The 24,020-nt window shown below is 47.6% G+C and carries 25 protein-coding genes; 1 reads left to right on the forward strand and 24 read right to left on the reverse strand.

Going from position 1 to position 24,020, the window contains the following annotated elements; translation table 11 throughout:
- The 24 genes from HCN83_RS02660 to lepA form a co-directional block, all read right to left on the reverse strand.
- A partial coding sequence (locus HCN83_RS02660; protein ID WP_168004781.1) for a glycine--tRNA ligase subunit beta occupies positions 1–614 on the reverse strand: 614 nt, incomplete at its 3' end.
- Entirely contained in the window at positions 607–1,491 is an 885-nt protein-coding gene (glyQ, locus tag HCN83_RS02665; RefSeq protein WP_168004782.1) for a glycine--tRNA ligase subunit alpha, read from the reverse strand. The genes glyQ and HCN83_RS02660, both read right to left, overlap by 8 nt.
- Positions 1,492–1,772: 281 nt before the next feature.
- Entirely contained in the window at positions 1,773–2,549 is a 777-nt protein-coding gene (gene recO, locus HCN83_RS02670; protein ID WP_168004783.1) for a DNA repair protein RecO, read from the reverse strand.
- A gap of 21 nt (positions 2,550–2,570) precedes the next feature.
- Positions 2,571–3,479 carry a GTPase Era gene (gene era, locus HCN83_RS02675; protein ID WP_168004784.1) on the reverse strand — a complete coding sequence of 303 codons (909 nt, stop codon included), beginning with the start codon at positions 3,477–3,479 and terminating at the stop codon, positions 2,571–2,573.
- Positions 3,469–3,870 (reverse strand): cytidine deaminase, encoded by a 402-nt coding sequence (locus HCN83_RS02680; protein ID WP_168004785.1) that lies wholly within the window; start codon positions 3,868–3,870, stop codon positions 3,469–3,471. Before HCN83_RS02680 ends, era begins: the two co-directional genes overlap by 11 nt.
- Positions 3,871–3,880: 10 nt before the next feature.
- On the reverse strand, positions 3,881–4,276 hold the full coding sequence (locus HCN83_RS02685; protein ID WP_168004786.1) for a diacylglycerol kinase family protein: 396 nt from the start codon (positions 4,274–4,276) through the stop codon (positions 3,881–3,883).
- Complete coding sequence (ybeY, locus tag HCN83_RS02690) at positions 4,260–4,718, reverse strand: rRNA maturation RNase YbeY (protein WP_168004787.1); 459 nt, start codon at positions 4,716–4,718, stop codon at positions 4,260–4,262. The genes HCN83_RS02685 and ybeY overlap by 17 nt, the downstream gene beginning before the upstream one ends.
- Before the next feature lie 2 nt (positions 4,719–4,720).
- Positions 4,721–6,907 carry an HD family phosphohydrolase gene (locus tag HCN83_RS02695; RefSeq protein WP_168004788.1) on the reverse strand — a complete coding sequence of 729 codons (2,187 nt, stop codon included), beginning with the start codon at positions 6,905–6,907 and terminating at the stop codon, positions 4,721–4,723.
- 27 nt (positions 6,908–6,934) lie between these two features.
- Positions 6,935–7,900 carry a PhoH family protein gene (locus HCN83_RS02700; protein ID WP_425483580.1) on the reverse strand — a complete coding sequence of 322 codons (966 nt, stop codon included), beginning with the start codon at positions 7,898–7,900 and terminating at the stop codon, positions 6,935–6,937.
- A gap of 249 nt (positions 7,901–8,149) precedes the next feature.
- Positions 8,150–8,668 carry a hypothetical protein gene (locus tag HCN83_RS02705; protein ID WP_168004789.1) on the reverse strand — a complete coding sequence of 173 codons (519 nt, stop codon included), beginning with the start codon at positions 8,666–8,668 and terminating at the stop codon, positions 8,150–8,152.
- Positions 8,669–8,688: 20 nt separating this feature from the next.
- A complete protein-coding gene (gene floA / locus HCN83_RS02710) occupies positions 8,689–9,699 on the reverse strand; it encodes a flotillin-like protein FloA (RefSeq protein WP_168004790.1) in 1,011 nt (336 codons plus the stop codon).
- A 19-nt stretch (positions 9,700–9,718) separates the two neighbouring features.
- Entirely contained in the window at positions 9,719–11,059 is a 1,341-nt protein-coding gene (locus tag HCN83_RS02715; RefSeq protein WP_343033639.1) for a nodulation protein NfeD, read from the reverse strand.
- A gap of 210 nt (positions 11,060–11,269) precedes the next feature.
- Entirely contained in the window at positions 11,270–11,590 is a 321-nt protein-coding gene (locus HCN83_RS02720; RefSeq protein ID WP_168004791.1) for a hypothetical protein, read from the reverse strand.
- A gap of 218 nt (positions 11,591–11,808) precedes the next feature.
- Positions 11,809–12,258 (reverse strand): GatB/YqeY domain-containing protein, encoded by a 450-nt coding sequence (locus tag HCN83_RS02725; protein WP_168004792.1) that lies wholly within the window; start codon positions 12,256–12,258, stop codon positions 11,809–11,811.
- Between the two features lie 14 nt (positions 12,259–12,272).
- A complete protein-coding gene (rpsU, locus tag HCN83_RS02730; RefSeq protein WP_105959654.1) occupies positions 12,273–12,446 on the reverse strand; it encodes a 30S ribosomal protein S21 in 174 nt (57 codons plus the stop codon).
- Positions 12,447–12,528: 82 nt separating this feature from the next.
- Positions 12,529–13,884: a tRNA (N(6)-L-threonylcarbamoyladenosine(37)-C(2))-methylthiotransferase MtaB gene (mtaB, locus tag HCN83_RS02735; protein WP_168004793.1), complete on the reverse strand. Its 1,356-nt coding sequence runs from the start codon at positions 13,882–13,884 to the stop codon at positions 12,529–12,531.
- Between the two features lie 5 nt (positions 13,885–13,889).
- Positions 13,890–14,633, reverse strand: coding sequence for a 16S rRNA (uracil(1498)-N(3))-methyltransferase (locus tag HCN83_RS02740; protein ID WP_168004794.1), 744 nt, complete (start codon positions 14,631–14,633; stop codon positions 13,890–13,892).
- On the reverse strand, positions 14,633–15,580 hold the full coding sequence (gene prmA, locus HCN83_RS02745) for a 50S ribosomal protein L11 methyltransferase (protein WP_168004795.1): 948 nt from the start codon (positions 15,578–15,580) through the stop codon (positions 14,633–14,635). Before prmA ends, HCN83_RS02740 begins: the two co-directional genes overlap by 1 nt.
- A 28-nt stretch (positions 15,581–15,608) precedes the next feature.
- Positions 15,609–16,730 (reverse strand): molecular chaperone DnaJ, encoded by a 1,122-nt coding sequence (dnaJ, locus tag HCN83_RS02750; protein ID WP_168004796.1) that lies wholly within the window; start codon positions 16,728–16,730, stop codon positions 15,609–15,611.
- Between the two features lie 124 nt (positions 16,731–16,854).
- Positions 16,855–18,687, reverse strand: a complete 1,833-nt coding sequence (dnaK, locus tag HCN83_RS02755) for a molecular chaperone DnaK (protein ID WP_168004797.1) — start codon at positions 18,685–18,687, stop codon at positions 16,855–16,857.
- Between the two features lie 28 nt (positions 18,688–18,715).
- Positions 18,716–19,273: a nucleotide exchange factor GrpE gene (gene grpE, locus HCN83_RS02760; protein ID WP_168004798.1), complete on the reverse strand. Its 558-nt coding sequence runs from the start codon at positions 19,271–19,273 to the stop codon at positions 18,716–18,718.
- A 30-nt stretch (positions 19,274–19,303) separates the two neighbouring features.
- Positions 19,304–20,329, reverse strand: a complete 1,026-nt coding sequence (hrcA, locus tag HCN83_RS02765; RefSeq protein WP_168004799.1) for a heat-inducible transcriptional repressor HrcA — start codon at positions 20,327–20,329, stop codon at positions 19,304–19,306.
- A 103-nt stretch (positions 20,330–20,432) separates the two neighbouring features.
- The gene (gene hemW / locus HCN83_RS02770) at positions 20,433–21,566 is read right to left on the reverse strand and encodes a radical SAM family heme chaperone HemW (RefSeq protein ID WP_168004800.1); all 1,134 of its coding nucleotides are present in this window, start codon (positions 21,564–21,566) and stop codon (positions 20,433–20,435) included.
- A gap of 59 nt (positions 21,567–21,625) precedes the next feature.
- A complete protein-coding gene (lepA, locus tag HCN83_RS02775; RefSeq protein ID WP_168004801.1) occupies positions 21,626–23,449 on the reverse strand; it encodes a translation elongation factor 4 in 1,824 nt (607 codons plus the stop codon).
- A 284-nt stretch (positions 23,450–23,733) separates the two neighbouring features.
- Between lepA and rpsT the strand changes: the two genes are divergently transcribed.
- Positions 23,734–24,009, forward strand: a complete 276-nt coding sequence (gene rpsT / locus HCN83_RS02780; RefSeq protein WP_425483581.1) for a 30S ribosomal protein S20 — start codon at positions 23,734–23,736, stop codon at positions 24,007–24,009.
- Positions 24,010–24,020: the final 11 nt, after the last annotated feature.

Consider the following 24,020-nt stretch of genomic DNA (forward strand, 5'->3'; position numbering starts at 1 on the left):
TCTTCTTCGTAATCATCTGCGTTCGATATGTCAGCAGCATCGCCGAGAAACCGGTGTCCGTAAGTAATACGTCCCGTCGGAATACCTGTAATTTCAAACGGAATTACATCCGTGCCAAATACAGCCGTCAGCCATTTAACCGGTCTCACATAGCGAAGCTGATAGGAACCCCACTTCATGTTTTTCGGGAAAGTTAAATCAAGCAGAACGCCGCGAAGCTCCGGCAGAAGCTCCATCGTACGCTTTCCTGTCGTTTTCTTTAACGCAAATACGTAGCGTTCACCTTTTACTTCCTGCAAATAAAGATCGTCTGTGTCGACCCCCTGCCCTTTTGCAAAGCCAAGTGCAGCCTTTGTCCATTCTCCATCATTTCGAGCAATTTTTTCGGAAGGTCCTCTTGCTTCTGTTTCCATATCCGGCTGCTGATCCGGAACCTGCTCTACCTTGACCGCAAGCCTTCTCGGTGTGGCAAAGCTTTTGACCGCCGTGTATTCGAGACGCTTTTCTTTCAGCCAGTCCTCCACTTTGCTCTGAAGCTCCTGTCTGGCTTTCGTAACAAACCTGGCCGGCATCTCTTCCAGGCCTATTTCAAGCAGCAGTGTCGATTTACTCATGGCTCAGTTCCTCCTTCAGCATTGGAAATCCTAATGACTCTCTCGCAGCATAATATGTTTTAGCGCACTCCCTTGCCAGATTCCGCACGCGGGTAATATAGCCTCCACGCTCTGTCACAGAGATGGCCCCTTGTGCATCAAGAAGGTTAAAGACGTGCGAGCATTTCAGAACGTAATCGTAGGCTGGTATCACTAGCTCTTCACGCAAGCAGGAAGCAGCCTCTTTTTCATAGGTGTTGAACAAGTCAAACAACATGCTCCGATCTGCCGTTTCAAATGCGTATTTAGATTGCTCATATTCGTTTTGCCTGAATACATCCCCATACGTAAACCCGTTTACCCACTCCAGATCATATACATTTTCTTTATCCTGAATATACGATGCCAGCCGCTCAAGGCCATACGTTATTTCAACTGAAACCGGACTTGCGTCCAGACCGCCTACCTGTTGGAAATAGGTGAATTGCGTAATTTCCATTCCGTCCAGCCACACTTCCCAGCCAAGTCCCCAGGCCGCCAGCGTCGGTGCTTCCCAGTTATCCTCTACGAAACGAATGTCATGTTTCAGTGGATCGATGCCGAGCTGACGGAGACTTTCCAGATACAGCTCCTGAATGTTGTCAGGTGAAGGCTTCATAATGACCTGAAACTGGTGATGCTGATAAAGCCGGTTCGGATTTTGACCGTACCGTCCATCAGCCGGTCTTCTTGAAGGCTCTACGTAGGCCACGTTCCACGGTTCAGGACCAATGCTTTTTAAAAAAGTCATTGGATTCATCGTACCTGCGCCTTTTTCGACGTCGTAAGGCTGAAGAAGCAGGCAATTTTGTTCTCCCCAGAATTTTTGCAGCGTCAGAATCATTTCTTGTACATTCATCACGCATTTCCTCCTTGTTATTCACTAGTCAGATCTCGTATCGGTGCAGGAACGAAAAAACTCCCGTCCCTATATCCGCACCAGTTACGGATATAGGGACGAGAGTTGTTGTCTCCCGCGGTTCCACCCTACTTGCGCCGGTTAAGCGCCTCTTTCATCAACAGCCTGCTCCGAAATGCCTTCACTGAGGAGTGTGTCCTCCGGCTTCCACTATCCCGGAATCGCTGTTTGACGTATCTCTCAGCTACTACTTTTCCTCTTTGCAGTATCGTTTCTAAAGCTTACGAAAGATCATCGTTTCTGTCAACATAAAGATCATCCATTTTTTCCAGCTGTTCCAGGAAGCGCTTTGATTTAATATAGACGCCAACATATTCCTCATAATAGGCATCAAGAAGAACTTTCAGCTGCTTTTTCGTTTCCGGTTTTACAGAAGTTTTACCAATCCTCGCTGGGCTGATCTGCTGAAACAGGCGCATGAGCCTCACTGCACCAGGGCCTGCCGGCAGCGAATAGCGGCGTAGATGGAGGCAGTCACTGCACAATACACCAGCGTGTTCAAGAGAAAACTGCAGCTGCTCTTCAACTGTACCGCAGTTCACACAGGCGTGAAGAGTCGGGGCAGCACCGGTAACATAGAGCATTTTTGTTTCAAACAGCCGAATGAGTACTTCCGGGTCCTCTGCTCCATTTATATGCTGTAAAATATGATAAAGCAGATCATACAAACCAGGATAAGCCTGATTATCTTCTGTCAGCTTGTCGAGAAGCTCTACGGCGTAGGAAGCATAAGCTGTTTTAATTAAATCGCTTCTGATGTGCCGGTGGGAGTCAATGATGTCAGCAGAAGATAAGCTCCCCATGCCTCTGCCTTTCGAATAGACAAATACAGCCTGGATAAACGGCTGTGCCGCAGAAGCAAAGCGGCTTTTCGTTTTTTTGGCCCCTCTGGCCATCAGCGCTGCTTTACCCGATTCTTCCGTAAATACCGTCAATATTTTATTCGTTTCTCCGTAGTCAGTAGTCCGGAGTACGATGCCTTCCAGTTTATGAAGCACTCAACCTGCCTCCTTCAGCGGTCAGTATTCGTCCTGATCGTAGCCGAATCCCCGCAGCTGTTTAGGCTTGTTGCGCCAGTCCTCTTCCACTTTGACCCAGATTTCGAGAAAAATCTTTGATCCGAGCATTGTTTCAATATCCTGCCGGGCCAGTTTGCCGATTTCTTTCAGCATCTTCCCCTGTTTGCCGATAATAATGCCTTTTTGTGAGCTTCGTTCCACGACTACAACTGCACCGACATAAATCGTTTCACTCGTCTCGCGCTTTTTAATTTGTTCAATTTCCACTGCTACAGAATGAGGAATTTCTTCATGCGTCAGATGAAGTACTTTTTCCCGGATCATTTCCGACATTAAAAATCGCTCCGGATGATCAGTCACCTGATCCTCGGGGTAAAACTGAGGCCCTGCTTCAAGACGTTCGAATACCTGAGTGACAAGTGCTTCCACGTTATTCCCGTCTTTCGCAGATACCGGTATAACTTCGGTAAAAGCATGCTTTTTCATGTAGGAATCAATGAGCGGCAGAAGCTTGTCCGGATGAACAAGATCAATTTTATTTATAATTAGGTATACAGGCGTTTCCACACCGGAAAGGCGGTCCATAATAAATTCGTCACCTTTACCCATACCGGCTTCTGCATCGACGAGAAATAGAATAATATCTACTTCACGGAGCGTCGTCACCGCCGTTTTGGACATGAAGTCACCCAGACGGTGTTTCGGTTTGTGGATTCCCGGAGTATCAATGAAAACGATTTGCCCCCGCTCTTCCGTATAGACACCCTGAATACGATTTCGCGTCGTTTGAGGCTTATCACTCATAATGGCAACCTTCTGGCCAAGAAGCTGATTTAACAGGGTTGATTTCCCTACGTTCGGCCTGCCGATCAAAGCTGCAAACCCAGATTTATAGTCATTATTTTCCATGCAAATCACCCTTCGAGAAAGCCCCGGGCAGAAGATCTGCAACCGTTGTTTCCTGTACATCCCCGTTCACATTCGTCAAAAAGACTTCTGTCTGCGGCTGAAGTAATTCTGCCATCACCTGTCTGCAGGCACCACACGGCGAGACAGGACCTTCTGTATTCGCTGCGACGGCGATAGCGCTGAACTCACGCTCTCCTTCCGAAACTGCTTTAAAAATGGCTGTGCGTTCTCCGCAGTTACACATGCTGTAAGCAGCATTCTCAATGTTGCATCCTGTGTAAACAGTGCCTTCTGTCGTCTGAAGTGCTGCGCCGACAGGAAAGTTGGAATACGGAACATACGCTCGTTCCATAGCTTTAACTGCTTGTTTCATTAATGATTCTTTACTCATAATATCCACCTCACTGCAAAACAAGTTCTGCTATTTTTGGTATAAATATAAGGCATCCGATTAAGGCAGCTGTACACGAAAATACGAGTACAGCGCCAGCTGCCGTATCTTTAATAATCTTTGCCCGTTCATCATAAGTCTGAACAATTAAATCCGTAATGTGCTCTATCGATGTATTAAGCAGCTCCAGACAGAGAACGGCGCCAATGGCTGCAGCTAAAACAGCCTGCTCTAACAATGGCACATCCAGCAGCTGTGCCGCTGTAAATACGATCGCTGCTGCAAGGCTGTGAATCCGGAAATTTTGTTCATGCCTCCACGTATAGCCAATCCCGGCTGCAGCATACCGGAAGCTTTGCTTCAGCCGTTTGATTGAAATGAACGAATTATTATTTTTGGATACCATGCTGATGAAGAATATCCTTCTGCTTTTCGATCATTTGCTGTTCTGCCTGCTCCGTATCATGCACATAGCCGTTTAAGTGAAGGAAGCCGTGCACGGCAAGAAAACAAATTTCTCTTTCCAGGCTGTGTCCGTACTCTTCTGCCTGGCGCACAGCAGTATCGACTGAAATAATGATGTCACCGAGCATCAGCGGCATCTCTTCCGGGAAAAATGCCGCTTCCTCTTCCATTGGAAAAGACAGAACGTCTGTAGCTGTATCCTTATTTCGAAACTCACGGTTCAATTTGCGAATTTGCGCATCCCCGGTAAAGGTTACCGACAATTCAGCCTCTTCCGGAACACTTTCACTGCTGCATGCTGTTTCCAGGACGTTTTCAAGCGTCTGTAAAAGCGCATCATCCAGCCTGTTTGTCTCATCATAAATATCAATTGTCCAGCTCATGCTTAATCCCCTCCTGCCTTTTTGAGTTCAGTCTCATCAGGATAATCGATTCGCGAATGGAACGTGCCTTTTAAGGTTTCACATATTGAGGCGTGCACGGTATGCAGTTCTTTCAGTGTTAAGTCACAGTCATCAAACTGACCGTCATTCAGCCGGTCTTTTATAATGGCTGACACCAGATTTTCCATTTTCTCATAAGTTGGTGCCTGCATGGAACGAACAGCAGCTTCCACGCTGTCTGCAATTCCGACAACAGCACTTTCTTTTGATGCAGCTTTTGGCCCCGGATATCGGAAAGCAAATTCAGAAACTGTACTGTCTTTTTCTTTAGCCTTTACATAAAAATATTTCAGAAGCGTCGTCCCGTGGTGCTGTTCGGCAATATCCACAATCTCTTTCGGAAGCCGCTCTTCACGAAGCATAGCCGCACCGTCATAAGGGTGCGCAATGATGATATCAGCGCTTTTATCAGGAGGAAGCTTGTCGTGCGGATTGGCGATTTTCATTTGATTTTCGATAAAAAACTGCGGACGCTTCGTTTTACCGACATCGTGATAATAAGCCCCTACTCTTGCCAGCAGTCCGTCTGCTCCAATGGATTCACAGGCGCTTTCAGCTAGGTTCGCCACAACGACACTGTGGTGATATGTCCCCGGTGTTTCAAGCAGTATCTTCCGAAGCAGCGGATTATTAGGGTTCGACAATTCAATCAGCTTTGCAGGAGTCAGCACACCAAAGCCAGTTTCAAAGAAAGGGAGCAGTCCTGCTGCCAGAACGACCGAAGCATAGCCTCCGAGCGCTGCCGCACCCGCATAAAGCGCATATTCACTCCAGAGAAAAGGCTGGTTCTTAATGAGGAGAATACCGATCACCACACCGGCATTTACAAGCGCAATCCACGATCCTGTTTTTAACAGTTTCTTCGTTCGCGATGTTTTATCCAGAAAAAAGACACCTGCCAGCGAACTAAAAAAGACAAACAGCCCGATTCCAAATTCAAATGTTTGCGTTGTATTCTGATTAAACATAATCGAAGCAGCCACGGCAAGAAAGAAACTCATAAAAACAGCTACCCGAGCCTGAATGAGAACCGCTGTAAGAATGGTACCTAATGCGGCCGGCACAAGATACGGCAAACCGGTCATTTCCAGCGGCTGAAGCAGGCTGACGCTTTTCATTACGGCAAGCGTCACCACTGTTAACAAAAGAAATAACAGTAAAAGCGTATTATTTTCCCGCAGCGGCGTCTTCGCCTCCCTTAAATAAATAGCAAGCATCCAGATCAGGAAAAAAATAATCAGACCAAGGCCGGCCAAAGGCGGCAGATCGGACGTTTCCTCTGTAAGACCTGCAAGCGACATCTGCTCGTATATTTCTGCAGTGATGACCTGTCCTTCTTCTGCAAGAAGCTGTCCTTCACGAATTAAGGAAGGCTCCACAAGATCCTCTGCTGAGCTTCTTGCTTCGAATGTTGCCTCTTCATCTATCATGTAGTTAGCTGTAATGCCGCTTCTGGACAGTTCAGTGAGTGCGTCTGCGAGATCAGACCGAAGTGCCGCAGCCCGGACCTTTTGCTCTGCCTGGTCCCGTGCTTCATTTACTTCATCAAGCGCCACCTCATCCGTCATGACGTCAAATACGGCGCTCGTCGTTGTTTCCTCTGCTGTCTGCAGGTCTTCCGCATCAGATTCCAGCAGTGTTATAAGTGCATCATCGCTCATTTGTTCTTCAATCTCAGGTGAAAGCCGTTCTCTAAGTTCAGAAGCCTGCTCTTCAAGCGTCCAGGGTTCCTGATCTTCGGGGACAGCTTCTTCATCGCCGGGATTATTCAGTTCTCCGGCCTGGCCGCGAACTTCGAGCTGAACCAGGCGGACGGATTGAAATACGTCCTGAACTCTCTCCATTTGATTATCTGCATATCTTGGCTTTAAAGAATAAACCGGTTCAACGCTGTCTGAAGCTTCCTGCTGCAGCCTTTCTGTCTCTTCTTTATTCTCAACCGTCACCGGTGAGCGGACATCCTGTCCGGATACACTTCCAGGCTCCAGATCGAGATCTTCGGTCAGCACATTCGGCACGAGCATGACGTATAAAATCAATCCAAGCAGCACAAACAGAGCAAAACGGATGTATCGATGCCGTTTTAATTTATTCCATATTGGATGCTGCTCAATCGAAGATCGTCCCATCACGTCTTTCCTCCTGTTCTGTCAGCCTCAAGCACGGTCCTCATCATCATAAGCTTCAATCATCCGCTGAACTAGCGAATGCCGGACCACATCGGCCGGCTGAAGGTAAATGAAAGAAAGTCCTTTTACACGATTTAAAATTCGCAGTGATTCTTTAAGACCTGAAAGTTTCCCTTTTGGAAGGTCTATTTGGGTAAGGTCACCGGTGACAACCATTTTTGAGCCGAATCCAAGTCTTGTCAGAAACATTTTCATCTGCTCTTTCGTCGTGTTCTGAGCTTCATCCAAAATCACAAAAGCATCATCCAGAGTTCTGCCTCGCATGTAGGCAAGCGGCGCTATTTCAATCGTCCCGCGCTCAAGCAGACGGGCCGTGTGTTCTGTTCCAAAGAGATCGTGGAGAGCGTCATATAAAGGTCTTAAATACGGATCTACCTTTTCTTTTAAATCTCCGGGCAAGAAGCCGAGATTTTCCCCGGCTTCTACAGCCGGTCTCGTCAGGACAATTTTTTTCACCTGACCTTCTTTTAACGCATGGACCGCAAGAACGACAGCGAGGTACGTTTTTCCGGTCCCCGCCGGACCAATTCCGAATACGATATCATTCTTTCTGATAGCTGATACGTAATGACGCTGCCCAAGAGTCTTTGCAAGGATTGGCTTTCCTTTTGCCGTCACGGTAATTTGATCATTATAAAGATCCAGCATTTCTCCGAGAAGATCCTTCTCTGAAAGCTGTGCAGCGTACACGACATCCCGTTCCGTGATACGGATGCCTCTGCGAATAAGCTGAAGCAGTGTCAGCAGAATTTTTTCGATTTTATCTGCATTTGCCTCACTCGTATCGACTGAAATTTCCTGCCCGCGCGTAACGAGCTCTGCCCGAAAGGCGTCTTCCAGCCTTTCTAAATGCTTATCATTAGGTCCAAACAGCGCCTGGACTTCATTTGCGTCCTGCGCCGGAATTGCGATTGTTCGATTCATATATGTCATCAGTCTCCCTGCTGCATACTGTGTTTGGCACATGAGGCTGCGCCTGATTTCACTTTACCACTACTGTAACCTGCTGCCAATACAATATGCCGCTTTTGACCAGAGTGTCTTTGGATTCCGCTTGCAACGGAGCACAGCTAGGTAAAGTATCCACATACGCTGACTTTCCTTGTCCTCATACTTGCCTGCGAATAGAAAAAGGCTGCCCCGTCCAGAGCATACACGCCTGGCGGAACAGCCTTTATTGCATTAACGGATCGTGCGTCTGCTGCGATTGCGGCCGGCAGCGGCTTTTGGTTTGCCGAGAACTTCTGACCAGACAATCCCTTTAACAACGTCCTGCTTTGTCATATTGTTAAAATCAATCGTCACTTTCTGCTCGGAAGGAGCAGTTAAATCTTTTTTGACAATTGGGGACTTCTCAAGTTTGGAAATTGACTTCTCTGCCTGCCTCTGCTTTTTACGCAGCTTTTCGTAATGCTTTTCCATTTCTGTTTGAGCCGGTGACTCTGCTTTTTCGTTTTCCTGCTTCTGCGGCTGCTTCTCCTCCTGCTTTTCTTCCGTTTCAAACAGGATATCGCGCCAGTCAAACTCCTTTTCAGCAGCTTCACTTTCCGGCTGCTCCTGCCTTTGCTCCGGAGAGCGGCGCGGCGGATTTTCTTCCTGCTTCTGCCCTGATCGGGACTGAATGAAACTGAAAATAGCAGCGAGAATGAAGAACAGCAGGAGCGGAGATTCAAACAGCAGATTGATAAAACTGAGCATCATCATCGCTCCTCCCTGCGGCATCAGCGCTTAGGATGGGTTTCAGTAGACTCCTCATCCTCTGGTCCATCGCCTGTCGCTTTGCCGATGGAGTCGCGCATGTCGGTATCTGCTTTTACGTTGTTAAAGTTGAGGTAGTCCATCACGCCGAGGTTGCCCTGACGCAGTGCTTCGGACATCGCAAGCGGTACTTCCGCTTCCGCTTCCACAACTTTCGCACGCATTTCTTCTACGCGGGCTTTCATTTCCTGTTCCTGCGCGACAGCCATAGCTCGGCGCTCTTCCGCCTTCGCCTGGGCAATCTTTTTATCTGCTTCAGCCTGATCAGTCTGAAGTCCGGCACCAATGTTTTTGCCGATGTCAATGTCAGCAATATCAATTGAGAGAATTTCAAAAGCAGTTCCGGCATCCAGTCCCTTTTTCAAAACAGTCTGGGAAATCATGTCCGGATTCTCAAGCACTTCTGCATGGTTCTTAGCAGAACCGATCGTCGAAACGATGCCTTCACCAACACGGGCGATAACCGTATCTTCACCAGCACCACCGACGAGGCGGTCAATGTTGGCACGAACTGTAATACGTGCTTTAGCCTTTACTTCAATACCATCCATTGCAACACCAGCAATAAACGGAGTTTCGATCACTTTCGGGTTAACACTCATCTGAACTGCTTCGAGAACGTCCCGGCCTGCCAGGTCAATAGCTGCACAACGTTCAAATGTGAGCTCAATGTTAGCACGCTGGGCTGCAATCAGAGCGTTTACCACACGGTCTACGTTACCACCTGCAAGATAGTGTCCCTCAAGTTTGTTCGTGCTGATATCAAGCCCGGCTTTTACGGCTTTGATCAGCGGATTAACGACTCGGTGCGGAATAACCCGACGGAGTCTCATACCTACGAGCTGGAAAATACCAACTTTTACTCCTGCTGCCCAAGCGGAAATCCATAGAGCAACCGGTACGAACGTAAACAGGATTACAACACCGACGAGTATGACCCCGATGACGATATAAATTCCTATCTGGTCTGCCATGTACATCTTCCTCCTTCAATTAATCAGTCTCATCACTGGTCATGTCACGGACAACTACCCGGGACCCGGACACAGCAATGACCTTTATTTTCCTTCCTTGTTCAATATAGCCTCCCTCGGAAACCACGTCAAGGCGTTCCTCGCCAATCATGGCACTTCCGGAAGGCCGGAGTACTGTGAGAGACGTGCCGGTCTGTCCTTCCAGTTCATTTCTCGTTTCATTCGAAATATATCCAAGTTCCGTCGTAGTAGCATCCTGAAGCACTACTCGCTTCATTGGTCCTGCGCGGTCAATATACTTCATCAGAATGAGCATTCCCGCGATTGTGACAATAATGGCGATGACGAACGAAATAATAATATATAAAGTGGAAAATGAGCTGAGAATCAAACTAGTGAGAATCGCTCCGAGGCCCAGAATTCCAAAAATTCCAAAACTCGGAGAAAAAAACTCGAGGACAAGCAGACCGGCCCCTACAATGAACAGGATCATTGCTTCCCATCCTGCAAATCCGGCCACGGTGTGGCCAAAAAAGAACAGGAATAAAGCGGAAGCCCCCATTATACCAGGAATCCCAAATCCAGGTGAATAAAGCTCCAGAATTAATCCGAGCGAACCAACGGATAACAAAATCGGAATAACGATCGGATGAGTCACGATTCGGGCTATCTGTTCTGCTGCGCTGAGCTCGAACTCTTCTACCTGCGCATTTTCCATGTTCAGGTATTCTAACAGCGCTTCCCGGTTGTTGACCACTGCTTCCGCATAGCCGACTGATTCAGCTTCAGATGCAGTAAGCGTCAACAGTTCTCCTTCATCAAGACCCAGTTCTTCAATTTCAATTGACGGGTCCGCCATTGCCAGCGCATATACAGGGTCACGCTCGTTCAGTTCTGCAGCTGACCGCATATTAGCGAGCCATGCAGACTGAGCCTTATCATCTGCTGCACTTCCGGTTCCATCGATTACCTGGGCTGAGCCCATCTCCGTTCCCGGCTGCATGACGATTTCATCAGCGTTAAGGGAAATATACGCTCCGGCTGACATTGCCTCTCTTACGACAAAGGCTGTAGTTGGGATCTCTGTCTCCCTGATCGTTCTGGCGATCTCCCCGGCAGCATCCACACGGCCTCCCGGAGTGTTCAATTCAAACACTATGTGATCGACGCCCTGTTCTTCTGCAGATTCAACAGCACGTTTCATAAAAGCCTGCAGCCCCCGCTCAACAGTTTCTTCAACTGGAACAAAGTAAACCGTTTCTCCACTGCCTTGTTCCTGGGCTGATGATACAGGGAAGATAAGCATCAGCACGCCAGCTGTCAGAAGGATTGAGTATAGGAGCAATCTCCAGTTTTTCACAGCACCGGCCTCCTTCCATGAGGTTCTACATACAGTATAGCTTACGTACAGGCACCCCGGAAAGTTTCACGACCTGGCAATTTTAAACGGGATTCTTATACGGTTCATGGTCCTCTTTCTTCTTCCGCTTAGCAGCTGAGTGCCGCATACCTGATAAAAGCAGGGCATTACGTTTTATCACGTAAGCCCTGCTCTCGTTAAAAAAGATTGTTAAATTTGATTGTACATTTCCTCAAGACGTTTTTTCGTCGTTTCAGAACCATATTTGTATATTTTGTGAAACAGATTGTCTTCGTCATCACCAAGTTCAATTTTATCTTTTTCATCCCTGGTTTCATCAAACGGCGAGACAAAAATATGTTCCGGCATAACGTCACCATCCTGCACTTCAGCCAGCTTCGATTCCAGCTCGGCTTTTGACTCGCGGTCGAGCAGAACTTCATAGTGAATCAGCTGTGTGTCCGGCAGTATCGGCGAAAGTTCGACATCGGTGCCGCTTCTCCAGATTACAAAGTATTGTTCCTTTGGCATACTATCCCTCCTCAGTCTGATTTTCTATACCCGTCCTCTGCCTGTCTTATTCCTGAAATTTGTCAGTAACCTGACCCGGTGCCTGCTTCATGCTTCTCGCGGCACCATCTTTCAAAGCAGAATTTCATAGCTTTAAGCGTATTCTCTGCTCACGATTCAGAGAAAACATATCAAAAAAGCACAGTCTCCATTGGAGACTGTGCTGCACGGCAAAAGGGTTATTGAAGCTGTTCCTGGACTATCTTACGAACGAGTGTACCGTCTGCACGGCCTTTTACCTTCGGCATCACTGCACCCATGACAGTTCCCATATCAGCTTTAGAAGACGCACCGGTCTCCTTAACAGTCTGGGCAACCATGTCTCTGACTTCCTGCTCGGAAAGTTGTTCCGGCAGATAGTCCTGCAGCACCAAAATTTCACCGTTCATTTTTTCAACCAGATCACTTCTGTCTGCCTTATCGAATTCCTGGAGGGATTCCCGCCGTTGTTTCAGCTCACGATTTAATACCGTGAGAGCTTCTTCTTCAGAGAGCTCGCGCCCAAGGCCGATCGCTTCATTCTGCATGGCTCCGCGCACGGAGCGGATGACAGAAAGACGTGTCTTATCCTTATTGCGCATCGCCTGCTTCATATCCTGCTGAAGCTGTTCAACTACTGGAGCAGTCATGAGGCTGTCTCTCCTTAGAATTTGCGTTTTCTAGCTTCTTCTGATTTCTTTTTACGGCGAATACTTGGCTTCTCGTAGTGCTTACGCTTACGCACCTCTGCCAGTGTCCCTTCTTTAGACATCGTTTTCTTGAAACGACGAAGAGCAGCATCGAGATTTTCATTCTTGCGAACTCGTGTTTCTGCCATTCTATATCCCTCCCTCCGGTCAACCAATAAGACATGCACACGGGCATGTATGGTTCGATTATATAGGATTAAGGATTCACGGTCAATGCCCGATTTCTTCCGCTTCGAGCGAAAGAGGTCCGGAACTGTCGGCGACTTTGACAAATGTTCCTTCATTATAAGGGTATCCTGCTTTATCCAGCTTTACTTTAATTATGCTGCCGATGTAAGATTCGTCCAGCTCTACTTTCACGCGCAAATAGTTATCCGTATATCCGACAAGCAGGTTCGGCTGCTCTTTGTCCGCCTCTTCCGGGATCATTTCCAATACTTCTCCTTCAAACTTCGAAGCATATTCTTTAGCCTGTTGGTCGGACAAATCAATCAGCTTCCTCACCCTGCCGTGCTTCACGTCATCGTCAACCTGATCGGACATACGTGCTGCCGGCGTGCCAGTGCGCTTGGAATATGGAAAAACGTGAAGCTCAGAGAAGCCGATGTCCCTGACAGAATCAAAGGTTTCCTGAAACTCAGCTTCCGTTTCGCCCGGAAATCCAACGATAACATCTGACGTCACTGCGAGACCAGGCAGAGCTTCTGTTAAACGATCTACGCGTTCTTTGTAAAACGCCATTGTATACTTTCTTCGCATCCGTTTTAAAACCGTATCCGAGCCGGATTGCATGGGAACATGCAGATGACGTACGATTTTTTCCGAACGGTTAATCACTGCGATCACATCATCTGTAATCTGGCTTGCCTCAATAGAGGAAATACGAATTCGTTTCAGACCCTCCACTTTCTCGAGCTCTTCAAGCAGACGGGCAAGACTGTAATCTTTCATATCTTCTCCATAACCGCCGGTGTGAATTCCGGTCAGGACAATTTCTTTATACCCTGCTTCCACAAGCTGGTTAGCTTGTTTCATGACATCTTCCGGCTGTCTGGAGCGCAGAAGCCCTCTGGCCCAGGGAATGATGCAGAAGGTGCAGAAATTATTACAGCCTTCCTGAATTTTCAGGGAAGCCCTCGTTCTGTCTGTAAAAGCAGGCACATCCAGCTCTTCATACACACGTGTCTTCATAATGTTTCCTACACCGTTGATCGGCTCCCGTTCTTTACGAAATTGGTCGATGTAGGGAATCATTTTATGCCGGTCCTGAGTACCGACGACAATATCAACACCTGGAATCGCCATGATTTCAGCCGGGGATGTCTGAGCATAGCAGCCGGTTACGCATATGACAGCTTCCGGATTCCGCCGCACCGCCCTGCGGATTACCTGTCTGCTTTTTTTATCTCCAGTGTTCGTTACTGTACACGTGTTAATGACATACACATCTGCACGGTCCTGAAAATCAACTTTTTTATAGTCTTTTTGTTTAAACAGCTGCCAGATGGCTTCTGTCTCGTAGTGATTCACTTTGCACCCTAGGGTGTGGAAAGCTACCTTACTCATGTTGTTCACCTCGATAGTTCAGTATGATAAGAAAGTGCTGAGAGCATATAAAGCGGTGCAGTTTCGGTCCGGAGAATTCTGGGTCCGAGACCGCACATCACTGCTCCGCTCCTGCTGAGCCTTTCTGCTTCCCCGGCTGATAAGCCACCTTCAGGACCGACGATAATCAGCACGGACTTTCCCTCGCCAAGCTCATTCACTGCTTCAAAAAATGCACGCTTGTCGCCAATCTTAGCCTGCTCCTCATAGGCTGCAAGAACAAGGTCAAATTCCCCGAAACGCCGGATCAGGTTATCTGTGCCAATCGGATTAAATACGGCCGGCACGAGCCTTCTTCCCGACTGTTCGGCAGCTTCCTTGACGATCTTTTTCCATCTGGGCAGCTTTTTATCCTGTTTCTTAGGGTCCGTTTTCACGATGGAACGCTCAGCTTGAAAAGGAATAAAGGCAGCTGCTCCAAGCTCCGTTCCTTTTTGAAGGACGAGCTCCAGTTTGTCTGCCTTTACCAAAGCCTGAGCAACGGTTACTTGAACAGGCATCTCTCTGTCAGCAGTTTCTTTTTCACGAATCACTGCCCGAAGCGGCTCTCCTTCTTCTAAAGTCACTATATGACAGCTTCCGCTCACACATACGATGACTTCATCTCCACGTTGCATGCGCATAACAGTCCGGATATGTCTTTCGCTATCCTTATCAAACTCGACCGTGTCGCCCTGAATCTGCTGCTCTTCAAGAAAATACCTCTGCATTACTCCGCCTCCGTTTTTTCTGCAATGAAAGATACCCAGTCTTCCATTTCAGTTGTCTCCAGAATACGGAATCCAGCTTCATGTAAAGCTTGTCTGACCAGCTCTTTTTTTGCCTGGATAATGCCGGAAGTGATAAATAAGCCTCCTGGCTGCAAAGCATTCCATGCATCCTTCGACATCGTCGTAATAACTTCTGCAAGTATGTTGGCTGCGATAAGATCATATGTACCATTGCTTTCAGCAAGGAGATCCGCCTGCCTCACAGATACAGTGTGCGCTACATTATTGTGGGTTACGTTTTCGGCAGCAGCTTTCACAGCTACTTCGTCAAGATCTACAGCATCCACGGAGCCCGCTCCAAGTTTTGCTGCGGTCACAGCAAGCACCCCTGAGCCTGTACCGACATCCAGAACTCTTCTTCCCTGCTTCATATGCTTCTCCAGCGCCTGAATACATAAAACAGTGGTCGGGTGTGTTCCTGTTCCGAATGCCATGCCCGGATCAAGTTCTACTACAATCTCATTTTCCTGCACAGCCCGGTAATTTTCCCAGCTTGGAGCAATCGTAATTGATGCCCCCACCTTAACAGGCTTGTAGTACTTTTTCCAAGCCGTAGCCCACTCTTCTTCGTCCACTTCATTCAAGGTGACGATACCGCTTCCTGTTTCGATGCCGAAATCGGCCAGCCTGATCACAGACTGGCGGATTTCTTCCACGGCATCTCCAAGAAAGCTGTTTACAGGCAAGTACGCCTTCAGCAGCACTCCCTGTTCCGGATAATCGGACTCGGAGAGCTCAAAAAGCTCTCCGAATACCGGCTTCCTTTCTTTAAAGAAGTCTGCCTTATCCTCGATCACTACTCCGCCTGCCCCGGCTTCGTGCAGAATATGACTGACAGGCTCTACTGCTTCCTGTGTCGTATGGACGCTGATCTCTGCCCATTTCATAGCTCCATCTCCCTGTTTCAGCGGCTTGTCAGCCGAAATTTTTGAAAGCGCGCTTCACTTTAGCAAAAAAGTTCTCACTTTGTTCATCCGGAGCGATGGTACCACTCTCTTCAGCAAATTCACGCAGAAGCTCCCGCTGTCTGTCGCTCAGCTTTTTAGGTGTAATTATCTTTACCTGAATGTGCTGATCGCCCTGTCCGGCTCCTCGCACGTTAGGCGCACCTTTACCCCTCAGCCTGAAATGGGTGCCTGTTTGCGTTCCTGCCGGCACTTTCAGCTTCACTTTTCCTTCAAGTGTCGGAACTTCAATTTCATCCCCAAGAGCTGACTGAACGAATGTAATTGGCATTTCACAGAAAATATCATCACCGTCACGCTGAAAGAATTCATGTTCCTTCACATTAAAGACGACGTACAAGTCACCGGCCGGTCCGCCGTTAACTCCGGGTTCTCCCTGACCAGCGACGCGAATCTGCTGGCCGGTATCTACTCCTGCGGGAATTTTGATGTGGATTTTTTTCCGCTTCTTTACCTTTCCGGCGCCGCCGCAAGTACGGCATTTGTCTTTGATTTGCTGGCCGGTGCCGCTGCAGTTGTCACAGACACGACGGTTCACCACACGCCCGAACGGGGTGTTCTGCTCCACGTTCAGCTGACCTGCACCACCACATTTTGTACACGTCTCCGGGCTTGTTCCCGGTTTTGCTCCCGAACCATCGCACGTTGTGCATGGCTCTTCACGAGGAATTTCAATATCCGTTTCCTTACCGAAAACAGCCTCTCTGAATTCCAGCGTCATCGTATACTGCAAATCGGAACCTTGACGAGGGGCGTTCGGATCTCTTCTTCTTCCGCCTCCGCCAAAGAACATATCGAAAATATCGCTGAATCCTCCAAAATCTCCTCCACCAGCTCCGCCAAAGCCCTGATTAGGATCTGTATGGCCAAACTGATCATAGTGAGCCCGTTTATTCGAGTCACTGAGCGTATCATACGCCTCTTTCACTTCTTTAAATTTCTCTTCTGCATCTGCTTCTTTGTTTACATCGGGATGATACTGACGGGCCAGTTTTCTGTAGGCTTTTTTAATATCTGCCTCTTCCGCGTTTTTGTCCACCCCTAAAACATCATAGAAATCACGCTTGCTCATAGTCTACCACTCCTGATTTTTATCCATAACGAATATGTTATCATCTGGCTTCTGGTCCGTAAAGAAGGGACGGCGTGAAAAAAGTCAAAGTCAGGTTTCCCTGACTTTGACTTATCATCTGCTGTTACTGATCTTTCTTGTTGTCGTCGTCTACTTCTTCATATTCGGCGTCGACGACATCATCGCTTTCCTGGGATGCTTCCTGCTCGCCGCCCTGCTCCTGCTGCTGAGCAGCCTGTTCATAGAGCTTTGTCGTAAGCTGTGTCACAATTTCCTGCAGCTCATCTTTAGAGGTGCGGATTGCGTCGAGATCTTCCCCTTCAAGCGCCTGTTTCAGTTTATCTTTTGCTGCTTCTGCTTTTTCTTTCTCAGAAGCGTCCACGTTATCGCCAAGATCCGTCAATGTTTTTTCCGTCGAAAATACAAGCTGATCAGCTTCGTTGCGGAGATCTACTTCTTCACGGCGCTTTTTGTCCGCTTCCGCATTCTCCTCTGCATCTTTCACCATTTGTTCGACTTCTTCATCTGACAATCCAGAGCTTGACGTAATCGTAATAGACTGCTCTTTATTTGTACCGAGATCTTTTGCGTTTACGTTTACGATCCCGTTGGCGTCGATATCAAACTTCACTTCGATCTGCGGAACTCCGCGTGGTGCCGGCGGGATATCTGTCAGCTGGAAGCGGCCAAGCGTTTTGTTATCTGCGGCCATTTCCCGCTCACCCTGCAACACGTGAATATCTACAGAAGGCTGGTTGTCTGCAGCAGTTGAGAATGTCTGCGCTTTGGAAGTAGGAATCGTCGTATTGCGCTCGATCAGCTTCGTAAATACGCCACCCATCGTTTCGATACCAAGAGAGAGCGGAGTTACGTCAAGCAGTACAACGTCCTTTACATCTCCTGTCAGAACACCGGCTTGGATTGCAGCACCAAGTGCAACAACTTCATCCGGATTTACGCCTTTATGCGGATCTTTTCCGGTGATCTGTTTAATAGCTTCCTGTACAGCCGGGATACGGGTTGATCCGCCTACAAGAACAACTTTATCGATTTCATTTGCAGACAGGTCCGCATCTTTCAGCGCCTGGCGGGTTGGGCCCATTGTGCGCTCAACCAGCTGTGAAGAGAGTTCTTCAAATTTCGCACGCGTCAGCGTCAGTTCAAGGTGCTTTGGTCCGGACTGATCCGCTGTAATAAACGGCAGGCTGATCTGTGTCTGAGACACGCCGGAAAGATCTTTTTTTGCTTTCTCCGCAGCATCCTTCAGTCTTTGCAGAGCCATTTTATCCTGTCCGAGATCAATACCATTTTCTTTTTTAAACTCATTCACAAGATGATCGATGATAACCTGGTCAAAGTCATCTCCGCCGAGTTTGTTGTCTCCGGAAGTTGATTTTACTTCAAAGAAACCGTCGCCTAGTTCGAGAATGGAGACGTCAAACGTTCCGCCGCCCAGGTCATAGACGAGAATCGTCTGATCTTCTTCTTTTTCGAGACCGTATGCAAGTGCAGCCGCTGTCGGCTCGTTAACAATACGCTCTACTTCCAGTCCAGCGATTTTACCGGCATCTTTTGTTGCCTGACGCTGAGAATCGTTGAAGTAGGCAGGGACCGTAATAACTGCTTTGGTCACCTTTTCACCCAGGTATGCTTCTGCATCTGCTTTTAGTTTTTGCAGTGTAATCGCGGAAATTTCCTGCGGTGTGAATTCTTTTCCTTCAGCCGTTACTTTATAATCTGTTCCCATGTGTCTCTTAATGGATGTTACGGTGTCCGGGTTTGTGATCATCTGGCGCTTCGCAACTTCCCCTACCTGACGCTCCCCGTCTTTAAATGACACGACAGATGGAGTCGTACGGGAACCTTCCGCGTTTGCAATGACCGTAGCTTCGCCACCTTCCATTACAGCTACACAGGAGTTTGTTGTACCTAAATCGATTCCGATTACTTTACTCATGTAAATTCCTCCTAAACAGGTTATCTTGTTATGCGTTCACTTTTACCATTGCAGGGCGTATCACTTTATCGTGCAGCATATAGCCTTTTTGCAGTTCTTCTACGATGATGTTTGAATCATATTCATCTGTTTCGACCTGCATAACAGCCTCATGCTTGTGAGGGTCGAATGGCTGCCCCACTGTCTCCATCACGTTGATATGTTCGGATTGGAGCGCTTCTTCTAGCTGGCGGTAAACCATCTGCATCCCCTGCAGTAAATTTTTCGCCTCTTCTGATTCCGGCTCCATCATCAGGGCACGCTCAAAATTATCGAGCGCCGGCAGAAGGCTGTCTGCGAGTTTTTGCGATTTATATTTCGCCGCCGCTTCTTTTTCCTGCTTCGTGCGGCGCCGGAAATTATCATAGTCGGCCTGGAGACGAAGCAGCTTATTCTGCATCTCTTCCATTTCCCGGCTATGTTCATCTTTTTCATCAAAAGCATCCTCTTCAGCAGGCGCTCCTTCAGCTTCTTCCGGTTCGGCCTGCTCTGAGGCTTCTGTTTCATTGTTCTCATTTCGCAGCTCTTCTTTTTCTTCGTTTGACACTGCGTTCACCTCCTTTTATAAATTGCAATCTTAATCACTGCTGCGGTTAAGCAGCTTACTCATGTCTTTAGAAAAATGATCGAGCAGGCTGATCACCCGCGGATATTCCATGCGTGTCGGCCCGAGAATGCCAAGCGTGCCGATATATTTTCCTCCAAGCGTATAAGTCGCCGTAACGAGGCTTAAGTCATCAAACGGCTTGAAATCATTTTCTTCGCCGATCCGGATTGTTAAGCCGGTGTTATCGGTTCGAATCTGCCTTGACATTAACGAGTCCTCTTCAAATAAATTTAAAATAGCCCGGACACGCTTGACGTCATGAAATTCCGGCTGGCTTAAAATATTTGTTTTTCCGCCGTAGTAAACTTTTTCCTGTTTTTGCTCCGCAAATACATCCCGAAGCACGGAATACATTGTTTCATAGCGGTTAACGTGCTGCTTTAACACCGATGCTATTTCCTGGGAAAGCCGGCTCTGAAGCTGATAGATCGGCACTCCCTGCAGTTTTTCGTTAAGGATGTTGACAACTTTTTCAACGTCAGCTGCTTCAACGCTCTCCGGGAACTGGACCGTCTGATTCTCTACGTGACCGGAATCTGTCACAACGATGCACACGGCCTTATCCTTCGAAATAGGAATCATCTGAATCTGCTTCAGCTTTGATTCGAAAACTTCCGGCCCTAACACTATGGACGTATAAGACGTCAGCTGGGAAAGGATTTTAGCTGAATGCTGAATAATTTGTTCTGACTCGTGAAATTTAACCGCAAGCTGTGAACGTATATCCTGCATATCATTAACCGAAAGCTGAGCCGGTGAAAGCAGGTGGTCTACATAATAGCGGTATCCTTTTTGAGAAGGAATTCTACCTGCTGAACTGTGCGGCTTTTCCAGAAAGCCCATTTCTTCTAAATCAGACATTTCATTACGAATCGTAGCGGGGCTGAACGACATGTCGCTCCGTTTTGAAATCGTCCGGGATCCGACAGGCTCTGCATTGGTCACATAGTCATCAACGATTGCCTTAAGTATTGACAGCTGGCGTTCCGTCAGCATACTGCATCCCTCCTGTTAGCACTCTGATATACCGAGTGCTAAATCTATACTATAAACTATCAGGATGCGTGCCATTTGTCAACGAGTCTGCCGTATTTCTGTCCTACGGAAGTAAAAAAGCCTCAAACACTTCATTTCCCAGAAGAAGCCCTTGTCTCGTCAGACGGTAATGGTTTTCTTCTTTCTGAAGCAGCCCACGTTCCTGAAGCTTGCTGACAGTACCGGGAAATGCGTCTTCCACAGTTAAGCCGTACCGCTTTTCAAACCGGTGCCCATTAACTCCTATCCGTTTCCGGAGCCCCATAAACATTTCTTCCTCCATTTGTTCATTCACCGGAACTTGATGAGACTCGATCCACGGCATTTCACCCGCTTCTATTGCTTTCAAATACTTAGGAAGGGGTCCATGATTTCGATGCCGGACGCCGTTAACATATCCGTGAGCACCCGCTCCAATTCCTACGTACCCGTCGTTGTTCCAATAGGCCTGGTTATGCAGGCTCTCATAGCCGGGCTTGGCAAAATTGCTGATCTCATAAGCTTGAAAATCATTCTCATGCAAGTATTCATAGAGCCAATCATACATTTCTGCTTCCATATCCTGATTGGGGAGCTTAAGTGCCCCTCTGTTCCACATCTGATAGAAAACAGTCTTTGGCTCGATTTTAAGCGAATAGGCGCTCACATGGCTGATCGGAAGCGACACGAGTTTTATCAGAGACTGCTGCCACTGTTCCATCGTCTGTCCCGGCAGTCCGAACATCATATCAACAGAAATATCTGTAATACCCGCATGACGAGCAAGCTGAATACTTGCTTCAACATCCCCCTCACCGTGATCACGGTTTATCGCCTTGAGCAGCCCCGTATCAAACGTTTGTGCACCGATGCTGAGACGATTGACCCCGTAGCGCTTCATCATGGTAAATGTCTCTTTCGATGCGCTGCCCGGATTTACTTCCACGGTAAATTCCGCACTCGGTTTGATTGTAAAATGTTTATGAATCAGCTCAAGCAGTCGTTCGAGTTGTTCATCCTCCAGCGCAGTCGGTGTTCCTCCGCCGATGTAGACTGTTTCAATTGGTGCCACGGACTCCGACATTCTCATTTCACTTCCGCACGCTTCTATATAATCTGCCACGGGCTGGTTTTTCAAAAAAAACTTATTGAAATCACAATAATGACAGATCTGCTCGCAGAACGGCACGTGCACATAAAGTGAAGATGGGTTTTTCATCGTTGCTCATCCTTTCCAGGCAAACAAAAAGGGCAGCGGAGCCGCCCTTTTTGCACTTCTTAATCCTCATCCATGCTGAGGACAGACATAAATGCTTCCTGCGGCACTTCTACACTGCCGACGCTTTTCATTCGTTTCTTACCTTCCTTCTGCTTTTCCAGAAGTTTTCTTTTACGCGAGATATCCCCGCCGTAACATTTGGCAAGCACGTTTTTCCTCATTGCTTTTATCGTGGAGCGGGCGATGATCTTCTGACCGATGCTTGCCTGTACCGGCACTTCAAACTGCTGCCTTGGGATCAGCTTTTTAAGCTTTTCCGCTATTATTTTTCCACGATCATAGGCAGAATCCCGATGGACGATAATTGACAGCGCATCTATTTTCTCTGCGTTAAGCAGAATGTCCATTTTGACAAGGTTCGATTCTTTATAGCCGATAAGCTCATAGTCAAAGGAGGCATATCCCTTCGTACTCGACTTTAGCGTATCAAAAAAGTCATAAACGATCTCTGAGAGCGGAAGCTCATAAATGATGTTAACACGGTTTTCATCCAGATATTTCATATCCACATAATCGCCGCGTTTACGCTGACAAAGTTCCATCACAGCACCGACGTAATCATTTGGAACCATCACTTCAGCCTTCACGTATGGCTCACGGATATGATCAATCTGCTGAGCATCCGGCATTTCAGACGGGTTGTCGATCAGCACCTGCTCGCCATCCGTTTTTGTCACCTCATAAATAACCGATGGTGCTGTCGTAATTAAATCGATATTATACTCGCGCTCAATCCGCTCCTGAATGATTTCCATGTGAAGCAGTCCCAGAAAACCGCACCGGAAACCAAAGCCCAGCGCCTGCGACGTTTCAGCTTCAAATTGAAGGGCTGAATCATTCAACTCCAGCTTCTCAAGTGCATCACGCAGATCATTATAGTCGTTTGTATCAACCGGATAGAGCCCGCAGAACACCATCGGGTTCAGCTTCCGATAGCCAGGCAGCGGCTCCGCAGTCGGTCTGGCTGCATGAGTAATCGTATCACCAACCTGACTGTCCCCCACATTTTTGATGGAGGCGATCATATAGCCGACGTCTCCCACACTCAGTTCCTGTTTCGAAACCGGCTTCGGAGTGAAAACGCCGATTTCCTGAACCTCAAACTCCTTTTGTCCCTGCATCATTCTGATTTTTTCACCGGGTTTAACTGTACCCTCGACGATCCGGATGTATACGATAACACCACGGTAAGGGTCATAGATGGAATCAAAAATCATTGCTTTCAGAGGCGCTTCAGGGTCACCGTCCGGAGCAGGCACTTTTTCAACTACTGCCTCAAGAATCTCATCAATCCCGATTCCTGATTTCGCAGAAGCGGGAATGCAATCCTCGCCAGGCAGACCGATGACATCTTCCACTTCGCCGCGTACCCGTTCCGGATCGGCGCTCGGCAGATCAATTTTATTAATGACCGGTATGATTTCCAATTCGTTATCCAGAGCCAGGTACACGTTTGCCAGCGTTTGCGCCTCAATTCCCTGGGCAGCATCAACGATCAGCAATGCTCCTTCACAGGCAGCGAGACTCCTTGATACCTCATAGGCAAAATCGACGTGGCCCGGGGTATCAATTAAATGAAAGATGTATTCTTCCCCGTCAGCTGCCGTATATGTAAGCTGGACAGCATTCAGTTTAATCGTGATCCCGCGCTCACGCTCCAGATCCATGGCATCAAGCATCTGATCCTGCATTTCACGCTGCGTAAGAGCACTTGTTTTCTCTAAAATTCTGTCAGCAAGCGTAGACTTGCCGTGGTCGATATGGGCGATGATTGAAAAGTTTCTGATTTTGTCTCGCCGTTTTATTCGGTCTTCGGGCTTCATGATATAATCACTCCTGTATACTGCTTCCGTTCTTCATACCGTTCTTCATTATAACAGTTTCCGTGCCGGCTGTTCAATCGTTGTCGCTGTTTATTTCGTGTTCCGTAAACAGGATGATGATGCTTTCAGCCTGAGAACGATTCCTCCTTACTATGACAGGCTCCGATCCTTGACATAAAATCATATTGCTTTTTAAACGCCGGTTTGATAAAATCTCTATTGTTGCAGAGACAGACTGGCGTACTGATCATCATGCCGTCTGGAACCGCCGTATGCTATAGGAGGTGAACGAATTGGCTAATATTAAATCCGCTAAAAAGCGCGTACAGGTAAACGAACTTTCCCGTCAGCGCAACTATGCTTTTAAATCCGACCTTCGTACAGCTGTGAAAGCATTTTATGCAAAAGCAGAAGAGAAGGATGTTGAACTTGCAAAAGAATATTTTGTAAAGGCAACCAGCAAAATCGATAAAGCAGTGAACAAAGGTCTTTATCACCGTAATGCTGCAAACCGACGTAAAGCACGTCTTCAAAAGCGTCTTGACGAAGTGACAGCATAAAAAGATTCCCG

This window comes from Alkalicoccus luteus (assembly GCF_012034335.1).
Taxonomy (GTDB): domain Bacteria; phylum Bacillota; class Bacilli; order Bacillales; family Salisediminibacteriaceae; genus Alkalicoccus; species Alkalicoccus luteus_A.